The organism is Paenibacillus sp. J22R67 (assembly GCF_059692175.1).
Window position 1 is genome coordinate 98,675 of record NZ_JCAUAX010000008.1, and the last position, 19,333, is coordinate 118,007.

Genomic DNA, 19,333 nt, shown 5'->3' on the forward strand with positions numbered 1-19,333 from the left:
AACCTTCACCTCACCATAGACTGCTTTCGTTAACTTTGCGGCTAATATAATTCGCTGTAATCAAGAGGATCAGGTTGATGACCGAGTTAAATAAACCAACGGCTGAGCTGTAGCTCCATCCGAACTCCAAGAGTCCTTTACGATAGACGAAAGACGAGATCACGTCTGCGGTTTCATAAGTTACAGGGTTATATAGCAGAATAATTTTCTCAAACCCTACATTCAGCAAGTTCCCCATCCGCAAAATAAACATAATGGCAATGGTCGGCATAATGCCCGGCAGCGTAATATAAATAATTTGCTTCCATCTGCTAGCCCCGTCCATCCGAGCCGCCTCATATTGCTCCTGGTCAATTCCCATTAATGCAGCAATATAAATGATGGACTCCCAGCCAATTCGCTGCCAAATTTCCGACAGAATGTAGATAGGACGGAATAACTCCGGCTTCTGCAGCATCGCTTGTCCGTCATAACCGAACACCATCATTATTTTATTAATAACCCCATCTGCATTCGTAAAATCGGTAATAATCCCGCAAATAACGACCATCGAGATAAAATACGGCATGTACGTGATCGTTTGGGCTACCCGCTTAAACATTCTGCTGCGCACTTCATTGATAAGCAGAGCCAAAATGATCGGCGCCGGGAATTCAAACACTAGGGAGTACAAGGAAATTACGATCGTATTTTTCAAAATACGCCAGAAATAATAGCTGCCAAAAAAGTCTTGGAAATGCTTAAATCCGATCCAGGGACTACCCAGTATCCCTTTCATTGGTGAATATTCTTTAAATGCGATCAAGGCTCCATACATCGGTGCATAGTGGAAAATGAGATAATAAGCAAGAACGGGTACCATCATCAGATATAAATATTTGTTTAAAATGAAGTCGCGGACATAACGGTTAACGTCCACTTTCTTCCTGGCAAGCTGCGCTTTCTCAAGCGGTCTGGCATTCTCCACCTTCATCCTCACCCCAATTCAAAGTAGGAGAGAGGGCTGCTAGAAGCCCTCCCTATCTGTATTCCCATGCTTACCGCTTGTTGTAGCGTTCAAGCGCTGCTTTTTGAATCGCGATTGCGCGATCCAGGTTTAGCGACTTCATTTTGGCAATATAACTTTCATACTGACTAACGGGTTCGTTGCCTAAAATGATTTTGAGCGTCATCTCATCGACCAATGTGTTGATGTCGTTCATGATTTTCGCGTATTCCGAGCTCTCTTCCGGTGTTGGTGTCAGCGGCGGCAAGCTGTATTTGTCAGCGTCCGTTTTCTTCCAAATGTCCACGGCTTCACGCTGCGTAGGCATCGTAAAGAACTGCTCAGCATACCGTTTATCTTGGATAAATGGACCATTATAGCTGCCGCGTACGTACATGGACATCGCCTGCGCAGGAGCTAATTTATCTGGATTTTTCATTAACAAATCCGTATATTTCGGGTATCCGCTCTCCATCTTGTAACTTACGCCTTCCGTTCCGAAGTTGAAGAACATGCGGCCTTCCTCGCTGTAGCCATAATCCAGCAACCTTGTAGCTAACTCAGGATCTTTCGCTTTGGAAGTAATCGCTACGATACCTCCGGAAGAGTAAGGTCTATCCTTTTGGCCGAATTTCGGCAAATCGCCTTTTTTCAGCACCGGATACGGCGCTGCGACCAATTGCGCCTTCGGATCTTTCCCTTGAACAAGCGGCTGCCATTTCCCGATCCCGCCGCCTGCGTTGCCGATACTTGCGCCAGTTCCGCCTGAAGCGAAGCTGCCATCCAACGCCTTCGTATCAACCGTGGCAATATTTTTATCCAAAAGACCGTCTTTGTACCAACTATTGAACAAGCTCAAATACTCTTTGAACCCTTTCTCTGCAGGTCCGAATTTAATGTCGCCATTCTCTAAATAGAAACCGCGATTAATGCCAAAAGCGCCCAGGAATGCGCCGTTATAAGATTCATTGAAGAAACGCGGCTTGGAAATGAAAGAAAGCGGTGCCGCTGCTCCTTTCTTCTCTTTGAACGCTTTGAGCGTCGTCGTCCATTCATCAATCGTTTCCGGTACAGGAAGTCCCAGCTCGTCCAGCCAGTCCTTCCGAATAATCGGACCTTGGAAAACTTGGAGATACTCATCCCCTCTTATGAAAGGAAACGCATAATAGCTGCCGTTATCCGTTTTGACCATTTTGTCAATTTCCGGGTGTTCCTTTAAGTATTTCTTCAAATTCGGCGCGTATTGATCGATCAAATCATTCAATTTGAGAATGTAACCGTCCTTAATCGCTTTCTCAGGCCCACCTGGGAAATCACTCAGGAAATTGTACTCGATCATATCCGGCAAATCTCCGGACGCCAGCATAACGTTAAGCGCCTCTTTCGTCTGACCTGTTGGTGGCGCCGTGAATTTCAGCGGTACGCCTGTTTTCTTTTGCCAATCCTGGAAGAAAGGCACATCATTATGAGATGTTTTCACCCCCGTTAGGTTACCTGTTAACTCACCCCAATAAGTAAGTGTTTTATCCGTTTTGATTGGATATGTGGTGGCAGTTGCCGCCCCAGGTGATTTCGTCTCATTGGTCTGCGGCGTAGTTTCCGTCTGAGAAGAGCAGGCGATCATTGTGCTCATCAACATGACGGTCATTGTTGAAGCTAACATTTTCTTCATTCATTGACCCTCCATTATGGTTATGGTGAGATGCATCTCTTCCTTAAGCCTAATGGAAGGGGGAGTCCGTTCCTATGCGTAAAATGAGAAAACGCATGATGATTTTCGGTAGGATCATTGATGATTTCTCCAAAACAATTGGCGATTTCGCAAAAATAAAAAAAGACCCTTACAAAAGTAAGGGTCACCCATCATTTATTTCAACTCTGCAATTAGTCGATCTACTTCGCCTGAAGGTGTGTTCAACACTTCATACACATTAACTAATACATTATTTTGAATTTGGTCCGTCGTTAAGTTGCTGAAGGTTAACGTTTGTTTGCCATTAACTAAACGATCCGTGCCAGTGAATGGGAAGATTTTAGAACCCAAAATAGTTCCAGAACGATCTACCAACTCAAATTTCAATTTGGAGAAGTTATTGTCTACCAACACTTTAGGATCACGAATGAGATCCATATACAGCTGTAATTTATAGGTGTAATTGATAGCTATCGTTTGTCCAGGGGACGTGATTTGTGACAACATATAGTCTTTCAGATTAACCTTATAGGGATACAAGGAGATTTCGTGTCTATCTTCTGGCTCCTGTACAGCTACCTGATAAGAGGCAATCGTTGACTTGAACGTTGGTTTGGTTTCTCCGTCCGCTTGTCCATTGATTTCATTCTGCACTTTCATCGTGAATTTATCACTTGTCTCAGACACTGGCAGAACAAATGCATAACTGACAACCGTTGAAGTTCCAGGCGCGATAGACTTCTGAGCATCATTTTGTCTGGAACCTGTGTAATCATAACCAGTTGAGCTCGACAACATCGTTTGGAAAGCTGGGACAGGAATGTCACTTACCCCCTTGTTGGTCAATGTAAATTTAGCAAAAGCGACTTTGCTGCCTTGGTCTTTGTTATCCGTCACATGCAGCTCTACCAAAGCTACATCAAGATCCTGATTAATAACGTCATTCCACTTTTCAAAAGCAATCGGCGTTCCGAAAGTATAACTGCCAATGGCACCTGCAGTACCTGGCATCTCAACATTCAGCTTCCCGATTGTGAATGCAGAGGTTTTTACATTACCTGCTGCATCAGCTTGCGTAAAGCTTTCGGATGTAAGGACATTGATGCTGTCCAGTACGGTATCCATATCAGCGCTAATCGCATAATGTACATATTTACTCTGACCTGCATCTAACACAACAGGATCCGCTTCAACCTGTTTGCCTGTATACAGATTCGTTTTGGACTTGCCATCCAATTCAATTGCTGGCAATGTTTCGGATTGATCGTTCGGATTGGTTACCAGAAGCTTCACAACATACACAACGCCATCATTGCTGTTGCTTTTGGTTACATCTACCGTTTTGTACTGCAGGGGTGATGCCACAGTTGGGATGCTGAACGTTTCTCCCCACTTGATGGACGTTGGAGCCTTTTTAAACCCTCCACGATTTCCGTTCCATACCAACCCGTCGATTGGAGCAGAAAATAGAATCGTTTCCTGTTTCGGATACACATCATAGTTAACATCAATCAGCGATAGATCGCTTAGATCCACTTCTGTTTGACGGTTAATGACTTTCAAATACGTCAATTCGACTTCTGACTCCGGCTGCACCCCGTGTGCATTGCTGCTGCTTGGGCGCAAGGTATACACGGTACCATCCGTCGTTTTTACTTTAAGCTCATAGTCGGGAATGCGAAGGGTCTGATTACTCGTGTTTATGATTCTAATGACAGAACCGAGACGCACTCCGCTTGCTGTTTTCTCGCTAGAGACACCTTCGATTGCAACTTGAAGGTTATCGCTTATCTTGTAGACCGGAGCTGCTGCTGTTTGAGCAACCGTAGCATCCGTTCCTTCTGCTAGCGCTGGAAGTCCCGACATCAGCAAAGCCGATGACAGAACGAGCGTCATAGCTACTTGTTTGAATTGAATTTTCATTTTTTTTCGTTCCTCCTAAGCGTTTTACATTTCAATCATCACATGGTGCTGAGCATCAGAATCTTTGGTAGCTTGCTGCTCGGCCGCCTGACTTTTCTTTCTCTTCCGCATAAAAATGACCAAAACGATCGCAATGAAAGCCGGAACCGCAGATACCATTAAGGTGTCAGCTATGGCTCTTGTTAAAGCCTCTTTTTGTACGAGCCCGAATAAAACGCCGATAACACCACCGGAAGCAGAACTTGCGTCCGTTCCGAGTTCTAAGTAACGATTAACGACATTTGTCTGAAAATCAGCAAACGCAGGTGTACTCGTAGAAATGGATTCATTGAATCTTACTCCGAACTGCGTTGATTTGTTATTCATAATACTAGTCAGCAAGGCAATACCAAGCGATGCCATGACGTTACGCACAACGTTGGATACGGAGGAAGCCCTGCCAATCAAATGGTTAGGCAGCGTATTCATCCCAGCCGAAGATAATGGCATCATGCACAGACCAATACCAATTCCTCGGATAACGAGCAAACCGCTGATCCAATGTGTAGACGTTTGCTGGGAAAGCACATGCATTTCTAAGGTTGTGAAGCCAATAATAGCCAAACCTAAGATACTAAGTGGCACGACCCCATATTTGGAAACAAGCTTTCCTGCAACGGGCATCATGAAAGCCATCGCGATCGATTGCGGCATCATGACGAGCCCTGTTTGCATAGGTGTCAACCCTGTAACATTTTGCAGAAAAATCGGCATCATGTAGATCCCACCCTGCATGGAAATCATAACGAAACTTGAGGCTGCCAAGCTTAACGTAAACACAGAGTTTTTGAACAATCGAAAATCCATAATCGGATTGTCTTTACCAAGCTCGATGTAAATTAATAGGATAAAACTTGAAATAGAGATGAAGAACAAACCCACGATATAGAAAGAAGTCCAACCTTCCACTTGGCCATCCGTTAATGCCAATAGCAGTGTGCTGAAAACAATCATACACAAGATACTGCCGACATAATCGAATTTCAGTCCTGCACGTTTCGGTGTCTCTTTCAGGATAATCAAACCAAGACCTACGGCAATAATACCAATGGGAACGTTGATGTAAAATAAATATCGCCAGCTAAAATTATCAATTAAATATCCGCTTAAGGTTGGCCCCATCGCAGGCGCAGCCATCGCTGCAATCCCCCAGATCCCCATGGCAACTTGGATTTTGCTGCGAGGCATGATCTGGTAGAGCATGGCCATACCGACTGGCATAATAAAACCGCCGCCAAGTCCTTGAATAATTCGGAAAATAGTAAGACTCGTGTCGCTCCATGCGATCCCACATAATACGGAGCCGATGATAAAAGCTGTCACCGTTGATAGAAACGTTGTTTTATAACCAAATCGGTCCGCTAGAAAGCCCCCCATAGGAACAACAACCGCTGAAGCGAGCATATAGCCCGTGACAACCCATTCAATTTCCGTAGATGTGGAACCGAATACAGCCATGAGTTTTGGTATCGCAACGTTCATTAAACTATTGTCCAAAATGGCTAGAAATGTGCCTAGAATGAGTACTAACAGCGCTAACCACTGGTAGACTGTAATTTTCTCCTCTTGTTGCTCAACTGCCGGAGTAGCTGTATCTGCCGTTGTTGTTGACATTGTAGCAGCCTCCTTTACTCGGCATGAACCTTGGCTCCGTCTGTCAGCTTGTCACCTGGGTTCAAGACGATTTTATCTCCCGGTTTCAGAGCCGAGTCTCCTTTGAGATATACCCAGTCTTGGTTCTTATCTTCGGTCTGCAGCACAACGGATTGGACAGCGTCACCGCTCAGTTTGAAGGCGACGGATTTGCCGTCTTTTTGAATAAGCGCAACTTTAGGCACTTCAACGCGAGTTTCACTGCTGCTGCCTCCGAAGTCGACACTGGCTACAGCACCTGCATGTAAGGTTCCATCTGGGTTGTTTACCGTCAGCTTAACTGGAAATGTATTATTATTCGTGTCAGAAACCGGGCTTACAAAGGAAACTGTTCCTTCGAACGTTTTACCTGGAACACTAGGAACAATAACGTTTCCTTTGGCTCCTTGCTTGATCGAATTAATCATTCCTTCAGGCACGCTAACTTCCACTTTCACTTTATCCATATTTACAACGGTCAATAAAGCAGCGCCAGCTTGCGCCATTTCGCCTGCATTGATGTTCTTTTTAACAATGACGCCATCGATGGGAGACACGACTCCCGCATTTTTCACAGCGATCTGAACGAGATTCAGAGCTGCTTGTTTGGCGGTTACATCGGCTTTTAATTGTTCTAACGTATTTGCCGTTGCACCTTCTCTAAGCAAGCCTAGCTTCGCTTCGGCCGCAGACAATTGCGCATTCGCTGCTTGTTGTTGTGAAAGAGCGGAATCATTAGCTGCCTTCGCTTTTTCAAAATCAAGCGTTACTTTATCCAATTCGTCCGAAGTAACATCGCCTTGATCGTAGAAATTCTTCGCATGATTGTATCCTTTGGTCACAAGATCATAAGCCGCCTGCGCTTGTGATACACCAGCTTTGGCTTGATTAACAGCCGCTTTGGCTTGCTCAACACCTGATGCTGCCGCCTGCACATCCTGCGAACGGGCACCCGCTTCTGTATCAGCAAGTTTGGCTTGCGAAGCCGTCAGTCCTGCTTGCGCTTGATCCAACTGCTGGAGCAAATCTTCCGTATCTAACTGCACAAGCACATCGCCCTTTTTCACTTTTGCGCCTTCTTCTACGGAAACAGTGGCAATTTTACCACCGATTTTGGACACGACTTGAACGGTTTGATCCGATGCTAATTTACCGCTAGCTCCGACGGCATTTGCACTGTTGATTGTAATCACTTTAACAGAAGGCACGGTTGATTGTGCTGCGCTAGTCGACGAGGAAGTGCAGCCGCTCGCAAGTATCATGGAACCGGCTAGAACACTTAAAGATATAACGACGTTAAGATGTTTTTTCATGGGCAATCCTTACTCCCCTTTGATATGGATTTTGATCGCAGCATTCATTCCCGGTGCTAGATCCAATCCCTTATGATCGTCTATAGAAATCTTTACACTCATGCGTTGTGTTACTTTGGTGAAATTTCCGCTTGAACTTGTAGTTGGAAGCAAGGAGAACGTAGAAGCTGTTGCCTGACCAATCTCCAAGATTTTTCCTTGGAATTCTGTTTTGCCATATGTATCGACATCAAAGGTTACTAGCTGCCCCACATGAACTTTTTTGATCTTCGTCTCGTCAATATCTGCGGATACGAATAGGGCATTTTTATCCACAATCATCGCTACTGACTGCCCAGGGGCCACCACTTCGCCAACCTTGGCAGAAGTTTGAATGACTGTTCCACTTATTGGAGAGCGTAATGACGCTTGATCTAATAAACTATTTGATAAGTTCGTAATATCCTGCTGCCCAACGATTTGATCCGCCACAACCGTATCCCCCATTTTAATGCCAAGCGTATTAATTTTGCCGGCAATTCGAGGCATGACACGATAGATATCCCCAGAGATACGGGCGTTGTCCGTCGCAACGTAGTTAGCGCCCTGATACCAGTAATAACCGCCGATATAGGCTCCGCTAATTACAATAACAGCCAGAATAATAATTAAAATTAATTTACGTTTCATTCCGTTCCCTCCAGCTTTTTCTCCAAATGTTTAATCAGTGTACCAACCACTTCTCTGCAAGTCGCAATCTGCTCCGGTGTAAAGACGTTCTCTAGACCTGCAAAAAACTCATTGTTCATTGTCTCAACCTTCGATTTCTTCATCTGTTGGCAGAAATCTGTCGTACCAATCCAGACCACCCTGCGATCTTGCTCATCTCTATTTCGCTGCACCATCCCATTACGTTCCAGCCGGTCTACAATACCAGATACGGTGCTATTACTGAGTTGAACAGACTTGGCCAGATCACCAAGCTTTCTTGGTTCCTTCAAGAACAATTCCCGCAAGATAAATAACTGAGGTCCTGTAAGCTCTTCTCGCTGAAGTTCTCGATACAGTAAAGAAGCCCGTGCTTTATGCAGTCTTGTAAGTTCAGCTACAAGTCCTTTAACCTCTTCCAAAATGCGCCCCCCTCTTACATACAAAAATCATTCGTATACGAAATATTGTAACATCACACATCATACCATGCTTTGATGAAACTGGATATATGTAGAATTGTAATTTCTAAATTACAAAGAATTGAGATAAATCCTAAGCATTTCAGCTGCAGAAGGGATCATATAAATGGACATTTGAAGTATTGTGTTTATCAAACATGAGCCTGACAAAGGATCAGCTTTGAGTGATTTTTAATTAAACGTTTTCATAAATCCTCCACCAGTGCCACATTACAAAGCGTTCGGGATAGATCAAAGCTGAAACTTAATTTAATGGGACTGTGGGTGCTTAAATACGAATGCCTAAAGTGGTGGATGACTGGTTCTGGCTACTTTTGGGGTACGAGACGGCTTTTTGGGCTGTCTCGGCTGGGATTGGGGGAGGTGGCGGTTGTGAGACGGCGTTTTTGGCATTCTCGCTGGAGATTTGGCGAGATTGTGGCTAGTTTTGGGCACGAGACGGCTTTTTGGGCTCTCTCGGCTGGGATTGGAGGAGGTGGCGGTTGTGAGACGGCGTTTTGGGCATTCTCGCTGGAGATTTGGCGGGATTGTGGCTAGTTTTGGGCACGAGACGGCCTTTTGGGCTGTCTCGGCTGGGATTGGGGGAGGTGGCGGTTGTGAGACGGCGTTTTTGGCATTCTCGCTGAAGATTTGACGGGATTGTGGCTACTTTTAGGCACGAGACAGCCTTTTAGGCTCTCTCGGATGGGATTGGGGGAGGTGGCGGTTGTGAGAGGGCGTTTTTGGCATTCTCGCTGGAGATTTGACGGGTTTGTGGCTACTTTTAGGCACGAGACAGCCTTTTAGGCTCTCTCGGATGGGATTGGGGGAGGTGGCGCGGCTTCCACGCGGCAATTAAACTTGTTTTACATCGCTAACGAGTGCTGTTCGCGCATGGCAGCTACGTTAGCGACAAAAAACAACGTTACGGCGTGCCAAGAGCGCGGGATGAGGCCCCACGCGGCATTTAAGCTTGTTTTACAACGCTAACGACCACTGAATCACGGTAATCGCTTCTTCTTACACCTAAACATTCCGTGTTAAAACGGAAGATACTGCCTTTTTCCAGCCGGAACAATGGGCTTCGCGCAGTTCCGGCAACATGTTCGGCTGATACTTGATAGAGCCTTCTAGCTTTGTACCTATCGCTTCAAGTGACGGCCAAAAGCCGATACCGACGCCGCCCAAATACGCGGAGCCTAGAGCGGACAATTCCGCAATCTCCGATTTCACGACCATTTTACCTAACAAGTCAGCCTGAAACTGCATCAAATTCACATTATCGGATGCACCGCCGTCTGCCCGAAGCTCTTGGAGCGCAACAGCGGTTTCATTTTCCATTAGTTTAACAGCATCGTGCACCTGGAAAGCAATACTTTCAATGGCTGCCCGAATAATATGCTCTTTGGTGGTACCCCGATTCATCCCCGTGATGGAAGCTCTCGCATAAGAGTCCCAATAGGGGGCGCCAAGCCCTACGAACGCAGGCACCAAATATACGCCTTCACTATCTGGCGTATGCTCAAGCATCTGCTCCATCTCTTCAAATGTACGAAACAAGCCCAAATTATCCCGAACCCAGGTCAAGCTGTCACCCGAGGTACGGATAACGGCTTCAACGGCATAGGTCACTTTGCCCTTTCTGCCCCAAGCAATGGCGCTCACAAGTCCGTTGCCAGACGGGATCGGATTATCCCCTACATTCATCAGCACCGAAGTGCCTGTGCCGTAAGTGGCTTTCGCCATACCAGTCTCGAAGCACTGATTGCCGAACAAAGCTCCCTGTGAGTCGCCGATCACGCCGGTTATGGGAACACGACAATCGCCAAATAATTCTCTATCTTCCGTGTAGCCATAAATCTCATCCGAAGCTTTAACTTCGGGAAGCAGCTCCGACGGCACGCCAAAGAGACCACACAACTCCTCATCCCACTGTAATGTGTGAATATTAAAAAGCGAGGTGCGGCTCGCATTCGTGTAATCCGTCGCATGCGTCTTACCCCCGCTCAGTTTCCACAGCAGCCAGCTGTCGATCGTACCTGCGAGCAGTTTGCCTGCCGTCAGCTTTTCGCGCACTCCCTCTACGTGCTGCAAGATCCAGCCCCATTTCGCAGCGGAGAAATACGGATCGAGCATCAATCCCGTCTTGCTGCGCACGGTCTCCTCGTGCCCAGCCCTTTGATAGACGGCGCACTCGTCTGCCGTTCGCTGGCACTGCCATACGATCGCGGCATGTACGGGAAGCCCCGTCGTTTGATCCCACAACACGGCCGTCTCCCGCTGGTTCGTGATCGTTAAGGCAGCTAGCGAATCCGGGCCGATTCCGGCAATCGCTAAAGCTTCATGCGCAGAACGAATCACATTCGCATAAATTTCCATAGGATCGTGCTCGACCCAACCTGGACGCGGATAGTACTGACGATGTGGAGTCGCGCTTTGAGCCGTTATCTGGCCTGCGCGGTCAATAACAAGCGCTTTCGTACCTGATGTGCTTTGATCAATCGCGAGCAGATAGGACTTTTCCATCATCATTACTCCTGTCTGCCAAGCATTTCAAGCGCCACACGCTTAAGATTGCTGCTGCTAATGCCATAATGACCAAAAACCTCGGCCGTTTTCCCAGCGATCGCCGGTTCATCCGGGATACCGATGATTCGCATGGGTACGGGCCAATTTTGAACAACCACTTCAGACACAGCTGCGCCAAGTCCGCCATGAACGCTGTGCTCTTCCACAGTGATGATGCGCCCAGTTTCCTTCGCCGCCTGAATAATGGCATCTGCGTCCAAAGGTTTTATCGTATGCATATTGATCACCCGGCAAGTTACCCCTGCTTCCTTCAGGGCTTCATGAGCATCCAATGCGACACGAACCGTTTCCCCTGCGGCAATGATCGTCACATCGCTGCCTTCGCGCATTTGCACGGATTTGCCGATGATGAATTCGTAGTCGTCAGATTCATACACATCTTCCACCGCGTTGCGGCCAATCCGTACATAGACGCCGCCTTCGTGCTCAACAAGCGCTTCCGTCATCCGCTTCGTTTCATGCCGATCAGCCGGCATCATAACGGCGATGCCTGGTATCGCCCGCATAACGGCCACATCCTGAACAGAGTGGTGGGACATGCCAAGCGCGCCATAACTAACGCCTCCACTGATTCCAACCAGCTTCACGTTCGTAGCCGAATAAGCCACGTCTACCTTGATTTGCTCAATGCTGCGCATGCTGAGGAAACAGGCCGGCGACGTAACGAACGGCTTTTTCCCACTATGGGCAAGTCCTGCGGAAATCCCCACGATATTTTGTTCCGCGATCCCTACCTCAACGAATTGCTCTGGGAATGCTTTGGCAAAAGGCCCCATAGCCGCCGAACCTCGCGAATCGCTGGCAAGCACCATAATGGAGCGGTCATCCTGTGCCTTCTCTAGCAATGTATCGCAAATGACCTGACGATTTGGAATCGTGTTCATCTTAACGCACCTGTCCTTTCTGCTCATAGTTGTCGAATGCGGCAGCTAGTTCTGCCAGAGCTTTCTCCAATTCAACTTGGTTAGGCACGTGATGATGCCAGTGTGGAACATTTTCTGCAAAAGAAACCCCTTTGCCCTTAACCGTATTTGCCATGACAAGCGTCGGTTTGCCAGTGTGTGCGGGTACGGCTTCGAAAGTCTCTACCAAAGCTTGCATATCGTTGCCGTCGATGGAAACAACATGCCAGCCAAACGCTGTCCACTTATCCTCGAGCGGATCGAGGCCCATAACGTCTTCCGTGGAGCCGCTGATCTGCAACCGATTGCGGTCAATGATGCCAATCAAATTATCTAATTTGTAGTGAGATCCCGCCATTGCAGCCTCCCATACCGAGCCTTCCGCTTGCTCACCATCTCCCATAAGGCAGTAAGTTCGATAGGCTGCGCCGTCTTTTTTCGCAGCAAGCGCCATACCGACTGCGACTGCAAGCCCATGGCCAAGTGCGCCTGTGTTCATCTCAATGCCTGGCACCTTATTGTTCGGATGTCCGATGAGCTTCGTGCCGAATTTACTGAAAGTCGCCAATTCCTCTTTTGGGAAAAATCCGCGGTCCGCAAGGATCGACCAAAGCGATTCTACCGAATGCCCCTTACTCAAAATAAACCGGTCGCGATCTACCGCCTTTGGTCTCGCAGGATCAATATCCATCACGCGGTAATAAAGTGCGGTTAAAATGTCAGTATTGCTAAGTGAACCGCCGGTGTGACCTGTTTGTGCTTGTGCAATCATTTGCAATAAATCCATCCTGATTTGCGTTGCTTTCGCTTGAAGCGCTCTGATTTCCATATGTCCTCCTTATTTACAGGCCTTTGCCTCGCAGCCAAGCCTGAATTTCACTTTCCGTCGGATCCACGGGGTCAGGGGTTAGTCCAGGGATATACGAACATGCTTCATATAAAGCAGGAATGACATTGGCATGAATGCCCACAGAATGATGCACATATGGCCCCTTCACAAGTTTCTCTTCCCATAGCGGCCAGTCGTTCACTTCAACCCATACATAAGATCCACGTGTATAAGGGCCTTGAATTCCCTTGGCTTTCCCAAGAAATAATTGATAATCGCCATGATCACCGTCAAAACGTGCCAGCGTCATGCCGCCGCCTTTAATCTCACCTTCGTGAGTTCCAGGGGCATGATCATCGAACAAGAAATGTTTACGCAGCTTTGGTTTATTCTCGACGGATAGGGATACTGGGAAATTCCCGCAGTGGAAAAGCAATTCACCGTTGGCGTTCTCCGGATGGCGCACGGTCAAATCGGCAAAAAAAGTCGGCGCTTCATTCATCGCTGCAGCTTGAACCATAACGGAAGTAATCGCACCATGGATGTCAGTCTCGCACGTCACCGGGATTTGTTCATCGGTCAAAATGGCGTTCGCCAAACAAGGCATAATCCCCATGGCTTCTTGCAGCGATGACCAACATTGAATCGCAATTGCCGTGCTGCCTGTTTGCTGAGCGTACTGCTTCATTGCTACCTTCAGCGAGGCAATTCGCCTTACATCCGCTTCCGTCACTTCCGACCAGTCCAGCTTCTCCTTGATGTAATCCATCGCTTGTGCCAATTCTGAGGATTGGCCATTTTCGATACGCTTAGTAGCGCGCTGAATGTCAACGAGTGTGATCGGGTGCAGCTCAATGCCGAAACGCTCCAGTAATTCCCCTTCATTGCACATCATCGTCCAAAATGACGACGGTCTCGGCCCGATTTGCAGGATACGCAGAGAACGGAATTGGCGAACAACATTGGCCGCAGATATGAAATTTGAGAAACCCCTTTCAAAAACAGGATCATTCACACGCGTATTCGTCACATAGGAAAATGGTACATTAAAGCGCCTAAGCACCTTGCCCGTTGCGAATAGACCGCACTGTGTATCTCGAAGCCGCATACCATCCTCGAGCGGAGCTTCATCGCGAGGCCCCCATAACAGCACCGGCTTGCCTAACGCTTTACCCACACGCGCAACCGTATCTTCCGTACCGAAGTTACAGTGCGGGAAAAATACGGCATCTACTTCCTCTTGTTTGAATCGATTGATGATGAGATCCGCGTTGATGTTATCGTCATAGAGAAGGCCTTCCGAATTGATCCCTTCCAGATCGACAATATCGATGTCCAATCCGAAGTTTTGGATTTTTTCCCTAATGAGCACTTTGTACTTAAACGCATCCTCAGCGCTAAAAACGAATCTGCGAGTCGGTGCGTAGCCCAGCTTTAATTTTTTCATGAATGTGCCTCCCGATATGTTTAGCTAAACAAATAAAATGTTGAGATGAACTTTTGCTAAAATGATTATATTTACTTTCCTATTTGTTTAGCTAATTTTATGAATAAACTCATGCTAACACGTCAATAATAGGACGTCAATGCTGTTTATTATTATATTTAGTTAATTTTATATAAATTGTTTAGTTGATTTCAAATGATTCATTGCATTTTATTGGCGATAAGGATAAACTAAACTCACTCAACTAATTTAGTAAATGGGGATTGTTCGACTTGAAAATGGAAGACATTGCGAAGATGGCCGGAGTTTCCAAATCTGCGGTATCACTTGCTCTAAATGGTAAAACGGGAATCAGCTCGGAGACCCGCGACCGTGTGCTTGAAATTGCCAGGGAAAGTGGTTATTCCCCGAAGCCTCGGGTATCTGCTGCCGAAAACGCCGTGAAGTCACTCTCTTTTCTCGTTTTTACCAACTCGGGAATCGTGCTTGAAGCCTATTATCAGCAGCCTTTTTTTAGAGAGCTGATTCATTATATTGAGGATCGCTGCCGCTCCAAAGGTTATTCCTTGCTTTTTTCATCTGTTGATATGGAGTATTTCGAACGCGAAATTCGAACGCTTGCGGAGGATAACCAAAGCGATGGCATCATTTTACTCGGGAATAACCTTAGTCCTGAGGAAATTCTGGACATTTCCAATCGGCTGGGGCCTCACCTTGTTGTCCTCGACAATTGCTTCGATAAGCTGCCAGTCCACTTTGTGAGCATGAACAACTTCATGGGGGCCTATCAAGCGGGCGCACATCTATGCGGCATCGGACATAAGGAAATTGGCTATATTGCTTCCAATGTTCGGATTCAGAATTTTGAGGAGCGTAAAGTTGGCTTTTATGAGGCTTTGCATGAACAAGGGCTCGAGATCCATCCTGACCACATCTTTGCTGTAGCCCCGACGATGCTATCGTCCCAGGAGGACCTTAAGAAACAAATAAAGGCGTATATGGAAACGGGCCGCCAACTCCCCACCGCTATTTTTTGTGAATGTGATTACATTGCCATTAGCGCTATGAAGACGTTGACAGAGCTTGGGATTCGGGTACCTGAGCAAGTATCTGTCGTTGGTTTTGACAATATATCGGAGTCTCGCATCATTTCACCGGAGCTGACCACCGTTCATGTCGAGAAAAAACGCATGGCTCAATTAGCCGTCGATTTGTTAATCGAATCCATCGAGCACGGCGTCGAGGCCACCTCCAAAATCAGGGTGGATACCCGTTTTGTCGAGCGGCATTCCTCTCATCCACCCCGCAGCAGCGTTAATTGATGCTGGTTGCGTTGCTCGATTTCAAAATACGTGCCAGTCCAATACCACAAAAAAGCTGCACCTTTTCGGCCATTAGCCGTTAAGGTGCAGCATTTATTCATTTAAGCCTCATTTAATGATCAAAACTGGGCAGTTCGCATGTTTGATCACACCGTGACTCACGCTGCCGAGGAGGATTTCCGACATCAGACCAACACCGCGGCAACCCATCACGATCAAGTCGTGGCCATCTATTTCTGCCTGATGACAGATGGTCGTTGATGGATCACCGGTCAACGTCACACTTTTGAAAGCGATCCTGCTCTCCATCAATTTCGCCGACGCAGGCTCAACAATGTTCTGTCCTTCTTCAGCCAGTGTTTCACTAAGCGGAACACTTATCGGTGGTTCGTTTAAGATCAATAGAGGACTCACATGGATAACAGTAATCCGGGCATTCGGAGATATATGCTTAACAAGCTTGATCGCATGATCCAATGCTTGATCAGATTGCTGAGAACCGTCGATAGGAACAAGAATGTGGTTATACATAGGTTTTTCCTCCTTTGATCGTTACATGAATGTTAGGCATCCTAAGCATACTTACCCGAAATTCTGTTCTTTCAAACCATCAGCGCAATCAACATGCTAATGATGAACCTATTCGCACCCAACGAGCTTTTTTTCACACGCATACCGCAGGAAACTTAAGGAAAAGATACTAGCACAACATCCTAGAGCTTGGAGAAAATACCATATGTTCGCTCGTTGGCTGAGCTCCAAAAAACATCCGACTCTTCCTACACAAAGCACGATCGTAGAACCGATGGCATCTATGCCTTTATTCTCAACCATTCAAGAAAATACAGATTATGTCAGGCAAGCTCTCGGAAACAGCACGGATATTGTGATTCGAGAGTTTACCTATAACTCAATTACAGAGGGCGTCGCCATCCTGTATACCGATGGCCTTGTGGATGGGAATGTCATTAATGACTTCATTATGCGAGCTATGATGACAGATTCTTTGGACATTGATCCTAAACAAAACCCTTTTGACGTATTAGAATTGCATACGCTAACGATTGGCGAAATTCAGAAGGTTTCCGATATGAAAAAGTTGTTTCATCATATCCTATCAGGCGACTCGGTTATCTTGATGAACGGCTACACCACTGGGCTTGCAGCAAGCACCAAAGGCTGGAAAGATCGGGGTGTAACGGAGACGAATGTTGAAACCGTTGTCCGCGGACCGCGTGAATCGTTCTCCGAATCGATCCGAACGAATACGGCACTCATCCGCAGAAAGATTAAGGACCCTAATTTGTGGGTGGAAACTTTCCAGGTCGGTGAAGTGACCCAGACAGACGTTGTGCTGATGTATGTGCATGGGATCGCCCAGGATTCGCTCATTATCGAAGCCCGCAATCGGCTCAGTCAGATTCAAATTGACGGCATCTTCGAAAGCAGCAATATCGAGGAGCTCATTCAGGATGAAGTCATCACGCCTTTTCCAACCGTCTACAACTCTGAACGTCCAGACGTCGTCGCTCTTGAACTCATTCAAGGCAAAGTTGCTATTCTTGTCGATGGAACCCCCTTCGTGCTCATCGCTCCCGCTTTGTTTGAAACCTTCCTCAAAGCTTCCGAGGACTACTATCATCGCGTGGATATCAGCACTTTAGTCCGGATACTCCGATATGCCGGGTTTCTCATAGCTTTATTAGCGCCGTCCTTCTACGTAGCCATTACGACGTTTCATCAGGAAATGCTGCCAACGCAGCTGCTCATTTCCTTAGCCGCGCAGAGAGAAGGCATTCCCTTCCCAGCTTTCATTGAAGCCTTGTTGATGGAAATCACCTTCGAAGTACTGCGGGAGGCCGCCCTGCGTATGCCGCGAAGCATCGGATCAGCGTTATCCTTCGTCGGGACACTGGTCATCGGGCAAGCAGCGGTCGAAGCTGGTATTGTATCGGCTGCGATGGTTATTGTCGTATCCATCACGGCGATTTCCAGCTTTGTTTTTCCTTCCTATGATTTATCAAACGCCATTCGCATCTTACGGTTTCCGCTGATGGCTTTAGCGGCTTCCTTCGGATTTTTCGGGATACTGGCAGGTTTGCTTGGGCTGATTTTACATCTGAACAGTTTACAATCGTTTGGCGTGCCTTACTTAAGCCCTTTTGCTCCGCTGGAATTAGACAAACAAAAGGATGCCTTATTTCGGATGCCCTTTCAGTCGTTATTTTCCCGAGTGCGTACCGTCCATACCAATAACGTTGTCAAGAAAGCGAAAAGAAAGCCATTCAGACCTTAAGGGAGGCACGAGGCTCAATTGATATCCTGGATGCGACTAACAGCATGCTTATTGATGATCATTTTCCTATTAAGCGGCTGTTGGAGCCGCAGAGAGTTGAACGACATCGCCATCGCCGAAGGTGTAGGGATTGATATTTCAGATGGAGGTCAGTTTGAGTTAACGGTTCAAATCGTGAACCCGGGGAGTGTGACAAAATCAAATGGGAATTCTGAAGTTCCCATTATCGTCTATTCTTCCAAAGGCGTAACCCTGAATGAAGCTGTCAAAAGATTGACTTCGTCGATTTCGAGAAACATCTATTTCGCCCATATTCGCATCCTTGTCATTTCAGAGGACCTAGCCTCCAAAGGAATCGTGAAAGCGATGGATTATCTCATGAGAGGGAGCGAATTCCGAACCGATTTTGACGTTGTCATTGCCAGAGACAGCACAGCCAAGGACTTATTAAGTGTCATGACACCGCTAGAGAAAGTTCCAGCAAACTATATATTCAATTCTCTCGAAGCTGCCAAAAAGGAATGGACTTCTGCGGTCACAATTAAACTCGATCAATTATCGAGCAGTCTTGTTACCCCTGGAAAAAGCGCCGTTGTATCAGGCATACAAATTGTAGGTGATCATACGACAGGCACGAGCAACAACAACATTAATTACACGGCCCCCCGTGTGAGGCTGCAATATTCCGGCAATGCCGTCTTCAAGAGAGATAAGCTCGTTGGATGGCTGAATGAGAAAGAGTCCCGCGCTTACTCGATCATTACCAATCAATCCAAGCGCTCTTCCATCCACCTCGTCTGTCCCGATGGCGGAAACATTGGTATTGATATTGCCCGTGTCAAAAGCAAGATACACGCTGTCATTAACAACGATAAACCTGAAATTTTCATCAACACACGGACGGAAGGCAATGTGTCTGATGTTGAGTGTAAAATCAATCTTTTCAAAACAGAAACGATCGCCTATTTGGATTCACAGTACGTTGAATTCATTAAATCCAATATGGAGAAAACCATTAAGAAGACGCAGCAGTTAGGGACAGATATCTATGGATTCGGTGAAGCTGTTCATCGAGCTGATCCGACATATTGGAACAAGGTCAAAGATAATTGGGAACAGGTCTTTAAGCAAGTGGAGCCTCACATGAATGTGATTGCTAAGGTGAGAGGTACAGGTACCATGGGGGACTCTGTTGTAAATGATGTAAAGGAGTAG

Annotated in this window: 16 protein-coding genes; 4 read left to right on the forward strand and 12 right to left on the reverse strand. The window is 46.7% G+C overall.

Annotated features, from left to right (window positions below):
* Nucleotides 1-10: 10 nt before the first annotated feature.
* The 7 genes from AC58VC_RS26365 to AC58VC_RS26395 all read right to left on the reverse strand — a co-directional run bounded on the left by AC58VC_RS26365 (nucleotide 11) and on the right by AC58VC_RS26395 (nucleotide 8,694).
* Entirely contained in the window at nucleotides 11-865 is an 855-nt protein-coding gene (locus AC58VC_RS26365) for an ABC transporter permease (protein WP_497373300.1), read from the reverse strand.
* Between the two features lie 172 nt (nucleotides 866-1,037).
* A complete protein-coding gene (locus AC58VC_RS26370) occupies nucleotides 1,038-2,657 on the reverse strand; it encodes an extracellular solute-binding protein (protein ID WP_497372935.1) in 1,620 nt (539 codons plus the stop codon).
* A 195-nt stretch (nucleotides 2,658-2,852) separates the two neighbouring features.
* A complete protein-coding gene (locus AC58VC_RS26375) occupies nucleotides 2,853-4,601 on the reverse strand; it encodes a hypothetical protein (RefSeq protein WP_497372937.1) in 1,749 nt (582 codons plus the stop codon).
* A 24-nt stretch (nucleotides 4,602-4,625) separates the two neighbouring features.
* The gene (locus tag AC58VC_RS26380) at nucleotides 4,626-6,254 is read right to left on the reverse strand and encodes a DHA2 family efflux MFS transporter permease subunit (RefSeq protein ID WP_497372939.1); all 1,629 of its coding nucleotides are present in this window, start codon (nucleotides 6,252-6,254) and stop codon (nucleotides 4,626-4,628) included.
* A 14-nt stretch (nucleotides 6,255-6,268) separates the two neighbouring features.
* Nucleotides 6,269-7,585, reverse strand: coding sequence for an efflux RND transporter periplasmic adaptor subunit (locus AC58VC_RS26385; protein ID WP_497372941.1), 1,317 nt, complete (start codon nucleotides 7,583-7,585; stop codon nucleotides 6,269-6,271).
* Between the two features lie 9 nt (nucleotides 7,586-7,594).
* Nucleotides 7,595-8,254, reverse strand: a complete 660-nt coding sequence (locus tag AC58VC_RS26390) for an HlyD family secretion protein (protein WP_497372943.1) — start codon at nucleotides 8,252-8,254, stop codon at nucleotides 7,595-7,597.
* A complete protein-coding gene (locus tag AC58VC_RS26395; RefSeq protein WP_497372945.1) occupies nucleotides 8,251-8,694 on the reverse strand; it encodes a MarR family winged helix-turn-helix transcriptional regulator in 444 nt (147 codons plus the stop codon). The genes AC58VC_RS26390 and AC58VC_RS26395 overlap by 4 nt, the downstream gene beginning before the upstream one ends.
* A gap of 544 nt (nucleotides 8,695-9,238) precedes the next feature.
* Between AC58VC_RS26395 and AC58VC_RS26400 the strand changes: the two genes are divergently transcribed.
* Entirely contained in the window at nucleotides 9,239-9,388 is a 150-nt protein-coding gene (locus AC58VC_RS26400; RefSeq protein WP_497372947.1) for a hypothetical protein, read from the forward strand.
* A 371-nt stretch (nucleotides 9,389-9,759) separates the two neighbouring features.
* Here the strand turns inward: AC58VC_RS26400 and glpK are convergent, their stop codons facing one another.
* The 4 genes from glpK to AC58VC_RS26420 are packed head-to-tail and all read right to left on the reverse strand — an operon-like array spanning nucleotide 9,760 to nucleotide 14,500.
* Nucleotides 9,760-11,265 (reverse strand): glycerol kinase GlpK, encoded by a 1,506-nt coding sequence (gene glpK / locus AC58VC_RS26405; RefSeq protein ID WP_497372949.1) that lies wholly within the window; start codon nucleotides 11,263-11,265, stop codon nucleotides 9,760-9,762.
* On the reverse strand, nucleotides 11,265-12,206 hold the full coding sequence (locus AC58VC_RS26410) for a transketolase family protein (protein WP_497372951.1): 942 nt from the start codon (nucleotides 12,204-12,206) through the stop codon (nucleotides 11,265-11,267). The genes glpK and AC58VC_RS26410 overlap by 1 nt, the downstream gene beginning before the upstream one ends.
* A gap of 1 nt (nucleotide 12,207) precedes the next feature.
* Nucleotides 12,208-13,053 (reverse strand): transketolase, encoded by an 846-nt coding sequence (locus AC58VC_RS26415; protein WP_497372953.1) that lies wholly within the window; start codon nucleotides 13,051-13,053, stop codon nucleotides 12,208-12,210.
* Nucleotides 13,054-13,066: 13 nt separating this feature from the next.
* Nucleotides 13,067-14,500 (reverse strand): L-fucose/L-arabinose isomerase family protein, encoded by a 1,434-nt coding sequence (locus AC58VC_RS26420; protein WP_497372955.1) that lies wholly within the window; start codon nucleotides 14,498-14,500, stop codon nucleotides 13,067-13,069.
* A 272-nt stretch (nucleotides 14,501-14,772) separates the two neighbouring features.
* On the opposite strand from AC58VC_RS26420, the gene AC58VC_RS26425 reads away from it, so the two are divergent.
* Nucleotides 14,773-15,822 carry a LacI family DNA-binding transcriptional regulator gene (locus AC58VC_RS26425; protein WP_497372957.1) on the forward strand — a complete coding sequence of 350 codons (1,050 nt, stop codon included), beginning with the start codon at nucleotides 14,773-14,775 and terminating at the stop codon, nucleotides 15,820-15,822.
* Between the two features lie 108 nt (nucleotides 15,823-15,930).
* On the opposite strand, the gene AC58VC_RS26430 is transcribed toward AC58VC_RS26425, so the two are convergent.
* Nucleotides 15,931-16,353: a universal stress protein gene (locus AC58VC_RS26430; protein ID WP_497372959.1), complete on the reverse strand. Its 423-nt coding sequence runs from the start codon at nucleotides 16,351-16,353 to the stop codon at nucleotides 15,931-15,933.
* Nucleotides 16,354-16,558: 205 nt separating this feature from the next.
* On the opposite strand from AC58VC_RS26430, the gene AC58VC_RS26435 reads away from it, so the two are divergent.
* Together AC58VC_RS26435 and AC58VC_RS26440 are read left to right on the forward strand one after the other, a co-directional pair.
* Nucleotides 16,559-18,118 (forward strand): spore germination protein, encoded by a 1,560-nt coding sequence (locus AC58VC_RS26435; RefSeq protein WP_497372961.1) that lies wholly within the window; start codon nucleotides 16,559-16,561, stop codon nucleotides 18,116-18,118.
* A gap of 30 nt (nucleotides 18,119-18,148) precedes the next feature.
* Nucleotides 18,149-19,333 (forward strand): Ger(x)C family spore germination protein, encoded by a 1,185-nt coding sequence (locus tag AC58VC_RS26440; protein WP_497372963.1) that lies wholly within the window; start codon nucleotides 18,149-18,151, stop codon nucleotides 19,331-19,333.